The sequence below is a fragment of the Cytobacillus sp. S13-E01 genome, from assembly GCF_029193815.1.
GTDB lineage: Bacteria > Bacillota > Bacilli > Bacillales > Bacillaceae_L > Bacillus_BV.
In genome coordinates, this window is record NZ_JARFVC010000016.1 from 25,846 (window position 1) to 40,799 (window position 14,954).

Below are 14,954 nucleotides of genomic sequence, written 5' to 3' on the forward strand. Positions count from 1 at the left end.
AGAAAAATATGCTATTATCAATGTAGTGAATAATCGACAACATTTGTCTAAAAAGGAGAAAAAATAGAATGAAACGACGAACAGCACGAGAAAAAGCATTACAAGCCTTATTTCAGATTGATGTAAGTGACAATGATCCAAGAGAAGCGGTAGAAAATGTAGTAGAAGATGAGGAAGAAGTTAATCCTTTCTTACACCAATTGGTCATGGGTGTGGTCTTGCATAAAGAGGAAATTGATGAACTTTTACGTGCGAATTTGGAAAAGTGGAAATTAGAACGTTTAGCCAATGTAGACAGGTCCTTACTCCGAATGGCTATATTTGAAATGAAATTTGTTGATGAGATTCCTGTCAATGTTAGCATAGATGAAGCAATTGAATTAGCGAAAATGTTTGGCGATGATAGCTCAAGTCGCTTTATTAACAGTGTACTATCGAAGGTAAAGGATTCAATATAATAAAATAAAAGGGATATATATATAGGGAGAGGATTTTAAAGATGGCAGCCGAAATTATTAGTGGTAAAGAACTAGCAGCTACTATAAGAAATAACATTTCATCAGATGTTTTTAATTTAAAGCAAGTAGGTATAGTTCCTGGACTTACTGTTATTTTAGTTGGAAATAATCCCGCATCAAGATCCTATGTTACGGCCAAAGAAAAAGCCTGCCAGGAAATTGGGATCCGCTCAACACTGTTGGAATACCCTGATACGATTACCGAAGAATTTTTACTGCACGAAATTTCTAGATTAAATGAAGATAATGACGTTCATGGTATTTTAGTTCAATTACCTCTACCAAAGCAAATTAATGAATTAGCCGTTATCGAACATATTTCTCCAGAAAAGGATGTAGACGGTTTTCATCCTATTAATGTTGGTCGGATGATGACAGGACAAGATGCTTTTTTACCTTGTACTCCATTTGGAATTGTAGAAATGGTGAAGTCAAAGCAGATTCCTATCTCTGGAAAGCATGTTGTTGTAATAGGTAGAAGTAATATCGTCGGAAAGCCAGTTGGCCAGCTCTTTTTAAATGAACATGCAACTGTTACATATTGTCATTCTAGAACAACAAATCTTAAAGAAATAACAAAGCAGGCTGATATTCTTATTGTTGCTGTTGGTAAAGCTAACTATATAGATAGTGAGTATATTAAACCAGGTGCAGTCGTTATAGATGTTGGTGTGAATCGTTTAGAGTCTGGAAAATTATGTGGTGACGTTCTGTTTGAAGATGCACAAAAAGTGGCTGGTTACATTACACCTGTTCCTGGTGGTGTTGGTCCAATGACGATTACAATGCTTTTACAAAATACATTATTATCTGCCCAAGCAGTAAATAGAAGTAATGTAAAAGGGTAATAAGCTATCTACATATCATCCTTTTAAAAGGAGCTTTTTTTATGAGTGAAACCAGGTACTTAACAGTAACTGCACTAACAAAGTATATTAAACGAAAATTTGACGTTGATCCCCACCTTCAAGATGTATTAGTAAAAGGGGAGATATCTAATTTCAAAGCCCACAGTCGTGGCCATATGTATTTTACAATAAAAGATCAAAATGCAAGAATTCAGGCAGTCATGTTTTTAGGTCAAAATCGAATTATGAAATTTACTCCAGAAGACGGGATGAAAGTATTGGTTCGTGGGGAGATTTCAGTGTTTGAAAGCAATGGAAACTACCAGATCTATGTTAAGGAAATGCAACCGGATGGTATCGGAAACCTGTATCTAGCGTATGAACAGCTTAAGAAGCAATTAGAACAAGAAGGATTATTTAATGAAGCAAGAAAAAAGCCGATTCCGAAATTTCCAACATACATAGGTGTTATTACCTCGCCAACAGGGGCTGCGATACGGGATATTCTTACGACAATAAAACGGCGCTACCCAATTGGGAAGGTTATTCTTATCCCAGCATTAGTTCAAGGTCCAAATGCTCCTTTATCGATTGCGAAGGCAGTAGCAGCTGCAAATCAGCTAGGTTATTTAGATGTGTTAATTGTTGGACGTGGTGGAGGCTCGATTGAGGAATTATGGGCATTCAATGAGGAAATTGTCGCTCGGGAAATTTTTCAATCGGACGTTCCGATCATTTCAGCAGTTGGACATGAAACAGATTTTACAATTGCCGATTTTGTAGCAGATTTACGGGCACCCACACCAACGGGAGCTGCTGAGTTAGCTGTACCACACATGGCTGATTTAGCTGAAAGATTATCAGTAAGACATACAAGGTTGTTAAGAGCGCTGAAAGAAAAAATAGGATATGAAACAGAACGCTTTAAAAATCTACAAAACTCGTATGCGTTTCGTTATCCAAAAAACTTATATACTCAAAAGGAACAGCAGCTAGACCGCTTATATGAACGTCTTGAAAGAGCTGGGAGCCGGTCTTTGGAACGTAAACATGATAATTACAGCCGTGTCTTACTTCGCCTAAAGTCCAATCATCCAGAGGAACAGGTTAAAAAGGCAAGGGAGCGCTATAATCAATTACGAAAGATACTTCAAAAAGAAGTAAAACAATTATATGGTCAGAAGCAATATACGTTTACATCAACTCTATCTAAATTACAGGCCCTGAGTCCACTTAAAATTATGGAGAGAGGGTATAGTCTTGTCTATGATGAAAATGAAACGTTGATAAAAAGTGTAAAAGATATTAAGCAGGGTGAATCACTGAATGTAAGATTACAGGATGGAATGATTGATTGTAAAGTTGTCGGTGTAGAGGAGAGGGATTTAAATGAGTGAAGAAAAACAAATGACGTTTGAAGAAGCAATGGAAAAATTAGAAGAAATTGTTGACAAGCTTGAAGAAGGAGATGTCCCTCTAGAAAAGGCAATAAGCTACTTTCAAGATGGAATGAAGTTATCTAAGCTTTGTCATGATAAACTTCAACATGTTGAGAAACAAATGGATCAAATATTAAGAGAAGATGGTAAACTTGAACCGTTCCTTATTCAGGGGGAGGAATAAGTTGACTCCAACAGATTTTGAACAATTTATAGCTACTAATAAAAAACTGGTAGAATCAAATCTACCAAAGTATATTAAAGGCTTAACGGCTCCAGATATTTTAAAAGAGGCAATGAATTACTCCTTGCAAGCAGGTGGTAAACGAATAAGACCACTTTTATTGTTTGCAACATTACATGGATTTAAAAAAAATATTGAGCTTGGTGTCCAAGTAGCTTGTGCTATTGAAATGATTCATACTTATTCTCTCATCCACGATGATCTTCCAAGCATGGATGATGATGACTTAAGAAGAGGAAAACCAACAAGCCATAAAATATTTGGTGAAGCAAATGCGATATTGGCAGGAGATGCTTTATTAACATATAGCTTTCAATTGCTTGCGGAAATGAATCATCCAGATATTACGGCAAAAATGAAAGTAAATCTTATCAATGAACTTTCCAAGGCCGCAGGACCAGAGGGGATGGTTGGTGGTCAAGTTGCAGATATGGAGGGTGAAGGAAAAAACTTAACAATAACAGAACTTGAGTATATACATAACCATAAAACGGGTAAATTGCTTTCTTACAGTGCAATAGCGGGTGCAATTCTTGCGGAAGCCTCTTTGGATCAAATTGTGAAACTTGAAAAATTTGCCCAGAACCTTGGGTTAGCCTTTCAAATTAGAGATGATATTCTTGACATTGAGGGTACAGAAGAACGAATCGGAAAGCCAGTTGGTAGTGATACAGGGAATGATAAAATAACGTATCCATCGCTATTAACGATGGAGGGTGCAAAGGACAAGTTAACCTTTCATATAGAAGAAGCCAAAATAATTCTAAATAACTTAGGGTTGGATAACACGGATATGCTATCTGCTATTTGTGATTTAATTGCTTCACGCGATCATTAATATTTGTATTTTAATGGTGTCTGGCCTACGTGCCTGACACCATCAATTTTATGGTATAATCATAGTGGAAATCTTAGATGTTGGCCGATTGTTTTTGTTTTTTATAGGAAAAAGATTTACTATTGATATAATAAAAAGATAAGAAAAATTATAAGAGAAATAGTAAAAAGAGAAATTCGAATCGAAAGTGAGTGGTCTACTTGGATCTTTCATCAATAAAAAGCCCTCAATTTTTAAAGAATATGACAAACGAGGAGCTAGAGAGTTTAGGCTCTGATATCCGTCAGTTTTTAATTGAGAAACTTTCAGCAACTGGGGGGCATATAGGTCCTAATTTAGGTGTGGTTGAACTAACAATTGCACTTCATAAGGAATTTGACAGTCCAAAAGATAAATTTCTATGGGATGTAGGTCACCAATCATATGTTCATAAGATCCTAACAGGAAGAGCCTGTGAATTCGATAGTCTCCGCCAATATAAAGGTCTTTGTGGTTTTCCAAAAAGAAATGAAAGTGAACATGATGTTTGGGAAACTGGGCATAGTTCAACATCTTTGTCTGCCGCAATGGGTATGGTGGTTGCGAGGGATTTGAAGAAATCAAACGATCACATAATACCAATTATAGGTGACGGTGCACTAACTGGTGGTATGGCGCTTGAGGCTCTAAACCATATTGGTCACGAGAAGAAAGATATGATCGTTATCCTAAACGATAATGAAATGTCAATTGCCCCTAATGTGGGTGCACTTCATAGTGTCCTAGGTCGCTTGCGAACTGCTGGGAAATATCAATGGGTTAAAGATGAGCTTGAAATGCTGCTTAAAAAAATTCCTGCTGTTGGAGGTAAATTAGCCTCTACAGCTGAGCGTGTTAAAGATAGCTTGAAGTATTTACTTGTTTCAGGAGTTTTCTTTGAAGAACTCGGTTTTACCTATTTAGGACCAGTGGATGGACATAATTACGATGATTTGTTTGAAAATCTACAATATGCTAAAAAGACAAAGGGTCCTGTCTTATTACATGTGATTACGAAAAAAGGAAAAGGTTATATGCCTGCAGAAACAGATACAGTTGGCACTTGGCACGGCACAGGGCCGTATAAAATGGAGACTGGAGCCTTTGTCAAACCATCTGGAGCAGCTCCTGCTTGGAGTTCGTTAGTGAGTGAAACAGTGCGTAAACTAGCTCGGGAAGATAGTCGAATTGTTGCCATTACCCCGGCTATGCCAGTCGGATCAAAACTCGAGAAGTTTGCAAATGAATTTCCTGAAAGAATGTATGATGTCGGTATCGCAGAGCAACATGCTACGACAATGGCGGCAGGATTAGCGACCCAAGATATGAAACCGTTTTTAGCGATTTATTCAACCTTCTTACAACGTGCCTACGATCAAGTTGTTCATGATGTTTGTCGTCAGAATTTAAATGTATTTATCGGTATTGACCGTTCAGGTCTTGTTGGTGCAGATGGAGAAACGCACCAAGGAGTATTTGATATTGCTTTTTTGCGACATATTCCAAACATGGTCCTAATGATGCCTAAAGACGAAAATGAAGGTCAACATATGGTTAATACTGCGCTAAAATATGATGATGGACCAATTGCTATGCGTTATGCCCGTGGAAATGGCTTAGGCGTGAAAATGGATGAAGAACTAAAGCAGATTCCGATCGGGTCTTGGGAAATGTTAAAAGAAGGTGTAGATGCCGTTATTTTAACGTTTGGAACGACAATACCAATGGCACTTGAAGCAGCAGGAAAGCTAGAGCAAGACGATATTTCTGTAAAAGTAATTAATGCAAGATTTATAAAACCATTAGATGAGAGCATGTTACATGATATATTGTCACTAGGTGTACCTGTCCTTACAATTGAAGAGGCCGTATTACAAGGTGGTTTTGGTAGTGCAGTAATTGAATTTGCCCATGATCATAGCTATAATAATGTCATTATTGATAGAATGGGAATACCTGACCAATTTATTGAGCATGGTAGTGTTAATGAATTATTAGAGGAAATTGGTTTAACAACCCCAGATGTTGTATTACGGATTAAAAAAATGACACCTAGAAAACAAAAAAGGGCTTGAAAAAATGGGAACTAAAAAAGAGCGACTAGATGTTTTACTAGTTGAAAGAGGCTTAATTGAAACGCGGGAAAAAGCCAAACGAACCATAATGGCGGGGCTAGTCTATTCAAACGAAGTCCGGTTAGATAAACCAGGTGAAAAAGTTGACTATGATGTTCAACTTACTGTTAAGGGGAATGCTATTCCTTATGTAAGTAGGGGTGGCTTGAAGTTAGAAAAAGCCTTGAAGCAATTTTCTTTAGATGTCGCAAATAAGATCATGATCGACATCGGGTCATCTACAGGAGGATTTACAGATTGTGCTCTACAGAATGGTGCATTAATGTCCTATGCTGTTGATGTAGGCTATAATCAATTAGCTTGGAAGCTGCGTCAGGATGACCGTGTTATCGTAATGGAACGTACAAATTTCCGTTATGTAACCGCTGCTCAATTGCAAAGGGGGATGCCTCAATTTGCAACCATTGATGTATCATTCATTTCTTTAAAAATTATTTTACCTGTTTTAAAAACGCTACTTGTACCAGGTGGTGACGTTGTTGCTTTAGTTAAACCTCAATTTGAGGCTGGGCGAGAGCAAGTCGGTAAAAAAGGAATTGTTCGTGATTCAAAGGTACATGAAGCTGTCCTTACAAGCATTATCGATTTTTCATTGAGTCAAGGTTATGATAGTGTTGACGCATCATTTTCTCCAATTACTGGTGGGGATGGGAATATTGAATTTTTATTACATTTAAAATGGACCGGGACTTCTGAGGTGGGACGAAATAAACTCTCCAAAAGTGTGGAAAATATAGTGTCCGAGGCCCATCAAACACTAAAAGTAAAAAAAGAAATAGAAGAGGAGTAACGTTACCTGCGTTATTCTCTTTTTTTTCGACAAAAAATATGAAAAAAATGTACTTTTATCCAAATATCATATAACATAAAAATATAAAGTGATACTTCAGACAGTGGTGATTTTCATCATCCCAACTTATTGTTATTGGCTTATAACGCTTGGGGAGCGGGCATGTCCTGTGCACTACGCCTTGCTTGCACGTCCTATGCGTCGTGACCATAAGAGGCAGAAATCTTCCTTGAGTTCTCGAAATTTTAAGGTTGGGGTCTACTGTCACTTAAGCGTAAGGTATATACAAAGGTAATATGCAAATTTTGGTGAGGTGCCAGGCGATGAATAAAGGGCAAAGACATATTAAAATTAGAGATATTATTACAACCAACGATATTGAGACACAGGATGAACTAGTAGACATATTGAAAAATGGGGGCTTTAATGTCACACAAGCTACAGTTTCTCGTGACATTAAAGAATTACATTTAGTGAAAATTCCAATGCTTGATGGTAGATACAAATACAGTCTACCAGCTGATCAACGTTTTAATCCTCTGCAAAAGCTTAAGCGTTCCCTGATGGATGCCTTTGTAAGGATTGATAGTGCAGGACATATGCTTGTTATGAAAACGATGCCTGGAAATGCAAATGCTATCGGTGCTTTAATTGACAATCTTGATTGGGATGAAATTTTAGGGACAATTTGTGGTGATGACACCATCCTTATCATCTGTAGAACATCAGCTGATACTGAAAACATTTCTAAGCGCTTCTTAGACATGCTATAACGAGCCGAGCAAGCAGAATAATAAAAAACTACTTTTTTAGTCTAAGGTGTGATTTATTTGTTAGCAGAATTATCAATAAAAAACTTTGCAATAATAGAATCATTATCTATTTCCTTTGAAAAAGGCCTTACTGTGTTATCGGGTGAAACAGGTGCTGGGAAATCGATCATTATTGATGCTATTCACTTACTAGTAGGAAGTAGAGGATCGGCTGAATTTGTTCGACATGGTGAAAAAAAAGCTGAACTTGAAGGGCTATTTCTATTAGATGATATACATCCTTGCTATGATACAATAAAAGAATTTGGAATTGATGCTAGTGAAGGTATGGTCGTACTTCGACGTGATATTTTAAGCAGCGGAAAAAGTGTGTGTAGAATTAATGGGAAATTAGTGACCATTTCTATTCTGCGTGAAGTTGGAAGAACATTAATTGATATACATGGTCAACATGAGCATCAAGAACTGATGAATCATGAGCTCCACCTACCCTTACTGGATCAATATGGTGGAGAAGTGATTAAAGAAGCGTTACATGAATATCAATTACTTTATAAACAGTATTCACAATTAACACGTAAACTGAAAGAACTTAGTGAAAATGAACAAGAGATGGCACACCGGTTAGATTTACTCACTTTTCAACATAAGGAAATTGAAACAGCGAATTTAATACCTAATGAAGATAATGAGCTTCTTAAAGAAAGAATGAATATAGCCAATTTTGAGAATATTTTTGAAGGCTTACGTAATAGTTATGATGCACTGAATGGTGAAAAGAAAGGGATGGATTGGCTTGGCCTGGCAATGAGTCATACAGAAAATATTGCCGAACTAAACGACTCGCTAAAAGAAATCCATGAAACAATTACAAACAGTTATTATCTTCTTGAAGACATCGTGTATAAAATTAGTGATCAACTTGATATTTTAGAATTTGATCCAAAAAAATTAGATTTTGTTGAAAGTCGATTGAATGAAATCAGTCATTTAAAGAAAAAATATGGACAGACAGTGGAAGAAATTTTAGAATATGCCGCCAAAATTGAAGAAGAAATTGATAACATCCAAAATCGTGATCATCATCTTGACAAAATACAGAAAGAATTACGTTCTGTTGCTGAAGATTTAAGTATCGAAGCTAAAAATGTATCCTCCACAAGAAAAAAACTTGCAAAACAACTTATTGATAGTATCCACCAAGAACTTTATGAATTATATATGGAAAAAACAGTGTTTGATGTTAGGTTTAGCAAAAGAATCGGTCATTTTGAAGAACCTATTATTGACGGTGAACATGTTAAGTTTCTTTCAAATGGTATAGACCATCTTGAGTTTTATATTTCAACAAATCCTGGAGAACCAATGAAGCCACTTGCTAAAGTAGCCTCTGGTGGTGAATTATCTCGAATAATGCTAGCTATGAAAAGTATTTTTTCAAGGCATCAAGGAATAACCTCGATTATTTTTGATGAAGTTGACACTGGTGTTAGTGGGCGTGTTGCACAAGCAATTGCAGAGAAAATTCACCGTGTTTCAGTAGGTTCCCAGGTTTTGTGTATTTCACATCTTCCACAGGTTGCGGCAATGGCAGATACTCATCTTTTCATTGCAAAACAATCAGAAAGTGGTCGTACGAAAACCTCTGTTACTCCTCTAAATGAAGAAGAGAAGGTCAAGGAAATTGGTCGAATGATTTCTGGAGTTGAAATTACCGATTTAACGAAAGAACATGCAAGAGAACTGCTCGGATTTGCAACAAAAATCAAACAAAATTGAAAAGCTTCCCAAATTGGGTAGCTTTTTTAATCGCTTTTAGGTTATAAATGTTCCGTTCTAAGGTCAAATTAAAGAATGTAGCCAAATAAAATTTGGTGTGGGATAGGAGCGAGGAGAGTGAAGTGGATTGAAAAGAGATAGAATTAGAAAAATAATAGGTACATGTCTCCTTGTTTCACTTGTGGCAATAGGATTTTTTCAGCCTATAAAAGACTATATAGCAATTCCAAAAGAACTAACATTGTTTGAAGGACAAGATTTAAAAATAAATACTTCATTACCAGTATCAGCGACAATAGATGGTAAAGATAACGCTAAATTTTCTTCAATTCAAGAAAAAGAATCCCTTACAATAAGTGCCCTTGAAAATGGGGAAGGTCAAATGATATTTGAAATGGCTGGACTTCCTGTAAAAAAAGTCGATGTAAATGTACTATCTGATTTTAAAGTAATACCCGGTGGGCAATCAATTGGTGTAAAACTTAATACTGTTGGCGTATTGGTGGTGGGTCATCACCAAATTATGACTGAGAATGGAAAAAAGTCTCCGGGTGAAATTGCCGGGGTTCAAGTAGGAGATATTATAACCGAGATAAACGGAACAAGGATCGAAAAAATGAGTGATGTAACACCGTTTGTCCAAGAAGCGGGTAAAACAGGAAACCCTTTGAATTTAGTTATTACTAGGGAAAATGAAACGTTTAAAACAAAGTTAATTCCATTAAAGGATAAAAATGATCACGCATATCGGATCGGTCTCTACATCAGAGATTCTGCCGCAGGGATTGGAACAATGACCTTTTATCACCCGGAAACAAAAAAATATGGTGCGTTAGGTCATGTTATTTCTGATATGGATACAAAAAAGCCGATTGTGGTTCAGGATGGGCAAATTGTGCGATCAACAGTTACTTCGATTCAAAAAGGAAGTAACGGAGATCCGGGTGAAAAGTTAGCAAGATTTTCCGGTGGAAAAGATGTAATTGGTACTATTACTCGTAATAGTCCATTTGGCATCTTTGGGAAATTAACAAAGCAGGTAGAAAATGGTGTCATGGACAAACCGATGCCAATAGCATTATCACATGAGGTTAAAGAAGGCCCAGCAAAAATACTGACAGTAGTCGATAATGATAAAGTCGAGGAGTTTGACATTGAGATAGTAAGTACAGTTCCACAGAAATTCCCTGCAACAAAGGGAATGGTATTAAAAATAACAGATGAAAAATTATTAAATAAAACAGGCGGTATTGTTCAGGGGATGAGTGGTAGTCCAATTATCCAAGATGGAAAAGTGATAGGTGCTGTTACACATGTATTTGTAAATGATCCCACATCGGGATATGGAGTTCATTTAGAGTGGATGCTAAATGAAGCAGGCATTGACATTTATGAACAAGAAAAAGCGAGCTAACTGCTCGTTTTTTCTTTGGACAAAACCTTTGGATGAGAGTAAAATAAAGATTATTCGACATAAATAGAATGGTTTATATGTCAAATGGCGTATTTAGTCGAAAATGAGAGGAAAAGAAAGAATAATATAGATTTTCTATATAATTTACTAATTTTTTAAAAAAATAAAGGAATTTCTGTTGCATTGTCGAATTCTTCCTTTAGAATAAATATATAGACTAAATATTGCGGACTTAGTTAATCGAGGAGGAAGAATTGTGAAAAAAATCAAAGTGTGTGTGGTTGATGATAACCGCGAACTTGTAAGCTTATTAGAGGAGTACATTTCAAACCAAGAAGATATGGAAATTAGCGGTGTTGCATATAATGGTCAGGAATGTCTTAACATACTAAAGGATAATGACCCAGATGTTTTGGTTTTAGATATAATAATGCCGCATTTAGACGGTTTAGCAGTATTAGAAAAATTAAGAGAAATGAAAAAGGATAAACAACCAAATGTTATTATGCTAACTGCATTTGGCCAAGAAGATGTAACTAAAAAAGCAGTTGAACTAGGTGCAGCTTATTTTATTTTAAAGCCGTTTGATATGGAGCATTTAGCTAGCAATATCCGTCAAGTAAGTGGCAATGCAACGCCACTCGTAAGAAGATCTTCATCAACTTATCGTACTTCAACTAATCAACATGTAGAAAGCAAGCCTAGAAACTTAGACGCGAACATTACTAGTATTATTCATGAAATTGGTGTACCGGCACATATAAAAGGCTATCTTTACTTACGTGAAGCCATTTCAATGGTTTATAATGACATTGAATTATTAGGTTCAATTACGAAAGTCCTTTACCCTGATATAGCAAAGAAATTTAACACAACTGCAAGCCGTGTAGAACGGGCAATTCGTCATGCAATCGAAGTGGCTTGGAGTCGTGGAAATATCGATTCCATTTCATCGTTATTTGGCTATACAGTTAGCATGTCTAAAGCAAAGCCGACTAATAGCGAGTTTATTGCAATGGTGGCTGATAAATTGCGCTTAGAGCATAAGGCTTCTTGAAAAGATCAGGAATAAAGTTATTTACTAATTTTATTAGCAATTATACATTAACTCAATATAGTTTTAAAAAACACCTACCAATTGTTAAGATGGTAGGTGTTTTTTGTATTTAGGTAAAGAGATAAACTAAGACCGGTCTTCTGTATCCCCTGGGCTATTCTTTTCAAGCTCCATCATCTTCTGAATTAAAATATGTTGTGGCATGTGCATGATTTTTTCGAGAGGTACATTTAGAGCTTTTGCCAATCTTTGAGCTGTTTCTGCAGAAATTTGCAATGGTCGCATTTTTTACTCCTCCTACATCTACTATTGTAGTAAGTATACCAAAAAAGGAGAGTGGTAGCATATGACAAAAATAACGCTACAAAGCGTGTAGTGACTTTCTTTATTTAAAGGCAAGAAAATATAAAATTTTATCCCTCGTTTTGGTGTCTAGCCCAGGGAGCCACCCGTCTCTATGGTAAAAGCCGATAACCAGGTGCTTTTCTTATTTTTGAAAACGGGATTGGACTTTATTTCGTTTCCGATCACGATATAATACAAAACTGGCAATAATGCCTAGTCCGATAAGAAAAAATAATAAACCAACTATGAATTGAAGCCATAAGTAAGGAATTGGGGCATGCAAAATTCCAAAAACCATATCGCGCATATATTTAACTCCTGCAGCTGCGAGAAGGACAGGAATTATGACAAGAATTAAAGCTATGATCCGTTGCATTAAAACAAAACCTTTCAAGAATAAAATTTTCTACCAAGATTAATCCTATGTAACAAATAATAATTGATATAAACAATTTGTCAAGAAGCTAAAAAAACGATATGATTAGTACATTGCAATATTTTGCATATGTAATTAAGATTTTTGTAATTTTTTGCACATTTCAATATTTTCTGGCAAACAAGCCCTTTTGGAAATAAAAAATTTGAATTTAGTTTTGGTGTCTAGCTCCAGGCGCCCTGCGCTTTCTTAATAGGTGGTGAGTTTAGTTGCAAAAAGTGATGATTGTTGGTGCTGGAAAAGGTGGTACGGCGATACTGACTATCCTCCAAGAAACTGAAATGATGGAAGTAGTTGCGATTGTTGATGTAAATAAAAGTGCACCTGGCTTGGTGATCGCCCGAAAGCTCAATATAAAAACTGGTAATGACTGGCGTTTGTACTTATCAGATGAGATAGATATAGTTGTAGAAGCTACTGGAGATGAACAGGTTTTTAGAGAAATTAGAGAAAAAAGAAGTAAGAGCACCGTTATCATACCGGGTTCTGTTGCACACATTACTGCTAAGTTAATGGAAGAGAAAGAAGTCTTGATCTCTAAATTTAAAGAAGAAACCTATAAGCATGATTTGATTTTTAATTCAACTCATGATGGAATGATCGTGATTGATGATAAAGGCTCTATAATTTTATTCAATAAAAGTTCTGAGCGGATGACGGGTCTAAATAAAGCGGACGTTCTAGGGAAACATATATATGATGTAATTGCGACAAGTAAGCTACCGAGGGTATTACATACAAGAGATACCGAGTTAAATCAGGAAATGATATTAGAAAATGGTAGGAAAATAATTACAACAAGAATACCAATGGTGAATGAAAATGGTTTATTAATTGGTGCGTTTGCCGTTTTTAAAGATATAACGGAAGTTGTGAACTTAGCGGAGGAAATTACCAACCTTAAAGAGATACAAACAATGCTCCAAGCGATCATTCAATCATCTGATGACGCAATATCTGTTGTAGATGAAGGTGGTCGGGGGATATTAATTAACCCAGCATATACTAGAATAACGGGATTGGAGCAAGAAGAGGTGATTGGTAAGCCGGCTAATGCAGATATTTACGAAGGTGAAAGTATGCATATGCAGGTATTGAAAACAAGAAGGCCTGTACGTGGTGTTCGAATGAAGGTAGGACCGAAGAAGAAGGATGTAGTGGTAAACGTCGCACCTATAATTGTAGACAGTAAGTTGAAAGGTAGCGTTGGTGTTATCCATGATATGTCAGAAATTCATTCACTAACTAATGAATTAAACAGAGCAAGGCAAATTATTCGTACACTAGAAGCTAAGTATACTTTTGATGATATTATCGGATCCTCAGAGGAAATGCAAATTGCAATTGAACAAGCAAAGCTTGGTGCTAAAACACCTGCGACGGTTATGTTAAGGGGAGAATCAGGAACAGGCAAGGAATTGTTTGCGCATGCTATCCATAATGCGAGTGACAGAAAATATAACAAGTTTGTAAGGGTTAATTGTGCAGCCTTATCTGAGTCTTTGTTAGAAAGTGAATTGTTTGGCTATGAGGAGGGTGCTTTTTCGGGCGCTAAACGTGGTGGTAAGCGAGGATTATTTGAAGAAGCACATAATGGTAGTATATTTTTAGATGAAATAGGTGAATTATCTGCCAATACCCAAGCTAAATTACTAAGAGTATTACAAGAACATGAGATCACTCGTGTAGGTGGCACTAAGCCAGTTCCAATTAATGTTCGTGTGATAGCAGCAACTAATGTTAATTTAGAAAAAGGAATTGGTAATGGTACCTTCCGTGAAGACTTGTATTACAGACTTAATCGGATGCCAATTCATATTCCTTCATTACGAATGAGAAAAAAAGAAATACCTGCTTTAGCGGAGTATTTGATTCAAAAAATTAACCAAGATTATGGACGGAACGTAGAAGGTCTGACAGATGATGCTGTTGAACATCTATGTTCATATAATTGGCCGGGAAATGTTCGAGAACTAGAGAATGTTTTAGGTAGAGCAATTATATTTATGGCTTTTCATGAGACATATATACAGGTAAAGCATATACAGCAGTTAACAAATAAAGAGGATTTGAATCAAAATAAATCAATTATTACGGTAACTGTTGATGATCAGAAATTATCAACATTGGTTGAGCAATATGAAAGCAAAGTGATTAATGAAGTCTTACATAAGTATAAAGGGAATAAAACACTTACAGCAAAATCGCTAGGGATCTCCTTAAGGAGTTTATATTATAAGATTGAAAAATATAATATTGCAAATAACAGCATGCAATAATTTGCGCATTTTGCAAAAAAATGCAAACGTATTTTGGAACA

14 protein-coding genes are annotated in these 14,954 nt (G+C 36.2%); 12 read left to right on the forward strand and 2 right to left on the reverse strand.

The annotated features are described in order from the left end of the window. Positions 1–68: 68 nt before the first annotated feature. The 11 genes from nusB to spo0A all read left to right on the forward strand — a co-directional run bounded on the left by nusB (position 69) and on the right by spo0A (position 11,853). Positions 69–458 (forward strand): transcription antitermination factor NusB, encoded by a 390-nt coding sequence (gene nusB, locus PY093_RS11670; protein ID WP_275646045.1) that lies wholly within the window; start codon positions 69–71, stop codon positions 456–458. 41 nt (positions 459–499) lie between these two features. Beyond that, entirely contained in the window at positions 500–1,366 is an 867-nt protein-coding gene (gene folD, locus PY093_RS11675) for a bifunctional methylenetetrahydrofolate dehydrogenase/methenyltetrahydrofolate cyclohydrolase FolD (RefSeq protein ID WP_275646046.1), read from the forward strand. Positions 1,367–1,407: 41 nt separating this feature from the next. Continuing rightward, positions 1,408–2,763: an exodeoxyribonuclease VII large subunit gene (gene xseA / locus PY093_RS11680; protein ID WP_275646047.1), complete on the forward strand. Its 1,356-nt coding sequence runs from the start codon at positions 1,408–1,410 to the stop codon at positions 2,761–2,763. After that, complete coding sequence (locus PY093_RS11685) at positions 2,756–2,989, forward strand: exodeoxyribonuclease VII small subunit (RefSeq protein ID WP_275646048.1); 234 nt, start codon at positions 2,756–2,758, stop codon at positions 2,987–2,989. Before xseA ends, PY093_RS11685 begins: the two co-directional genes overlap by 8 nt. Before the next feature lies 1 nt (position 2,990). Continuing rightward, positions 2,991–3,887: a polyprenyl synthetase family protein gene (locus PY093_RS11690; protein ID WP_275646049.1), complete on the forward strand. Its 897-nt coding sequence runs from the start codon at positions 2,991–2,993 to the stop codon at positions 3,885–3,887. A 200-nt stretch (positions 3,888–4,087) separates the two neighbouring features. Continuing rightward, complete coding sequence (gene dxs, locus PY093_RS11695; protein ID WP_275646050.1) at positions 4,088–5,980, forward strand: 1-deoxy-D-xylulose-5-phosphate synthase; 1,893 nt, start codon at positions 4,088–4,090, stop codon at positions 5,978–5,980. 4 nt (positions 5,981–5,984) lie between these two features. Further along, on the forward strand, positions 5,985–6,830 hold the full coding sequence (locus PY093_RS11700; RefSeq protein ID WP_275646051.1) for a TlyA family RNA methyltransferase: 846 nt from the start codon (positions 5,985–5,987) through the stop codon (positions 6,828–6,830). 323 nt (positions 6,831–7,153) lie between these two features. Beyond that, complete coding sequence (gene ahrC, locus PY093_RS11705) at positions 7,154–7,603, forward strand: transcriptional regulator AhrC/ArgR (RefSeq protein WP_275646052.1); 450 nt, start codon at positions 7,154–7,156, stop codon at positions 7,601–7,603. 57 nt (positions 7,604–7,660) lie between these two features. After that, entirely contained in the window at positions 7,661–9,382 is a 1,722-nt protein-coding gene (gene recN, locus PY093_RS11710; protein ID WP_275646053.1) for a DNA repair protein RecN, read from the forward strand. A 127-nt stretch (positions 9,383–9,509) separates the two neighbouring features. After that, on the forward strand, positions 9,510–10,796 hold the full coding sequence (gene spoIVB / locus PY093_RS11715; RefSeq protein ID WP_275646054.1) for a SpoIVB peptidase: 1,287 nt from the start codon (positions 9,510–9,512) through the stop codon (positions 10,794–10,796). A gap of 256 nt (positions 10,797–11,052) precedes the next feature. Next, complete coding sequence (gene spo0A, locus PY093_RS11720; protein ID WP_275646055.1) at positions 11,053–11,853, forward strand: sporulation transcription factor Spo0A; 801 nt, start codon at positions 11,053–11,055, stop codon at positions 11,851–11,853. A gap of 126 nt (positions 11,854–11,979) precedes the next feature. On the opposite strand, the gene PY093_RS11725 is transcribed toward spo0A, so the two are convergent. Together PY093_RS11725 and PY093_RS11730 are read right to left on the reverse strand one after the other, a co-directional pair. After that, entirely contained in the window at positions 11,980–12,138 is a 159-nt protein-coding gene (locus tag PY093_RS11725) for a YycC family protein (RefSeq protein ID WP_275646056.1), read from the reverse strand. Between the two features lie 202 nt (positions 12,139–12,340). Then, positions 12,341–12,574, reverse strand: coding sequence for a DUF2627 domain-containing protein (locus tag PY093_RS11730; protein WP_275646057.1), 234 nt, complete (start codon positions 12,572–12,574; stop codon positions 12,341–12,343). Positions 12,575–12,843: 269 nt separating this feature from the next. On the opposite strand from PY093_RS11730, the gene PY093_RS11735 reads away from it, so the two are divergent. Next, on the forward strand, positions 12,844–14,913 hold the full coding sequence (locus tag PY093_RS11735) for a sigma 54-interacting transcriptional regulator (RefSeq protein WP_275646058.1): 2,070 nt from the start codon (positions 12,844–12,846) through the stop codon (positions 14,911–14,913). The last annotated feature ends 41 nt before the right edge of the window (positions 14,914–14,954 follow it).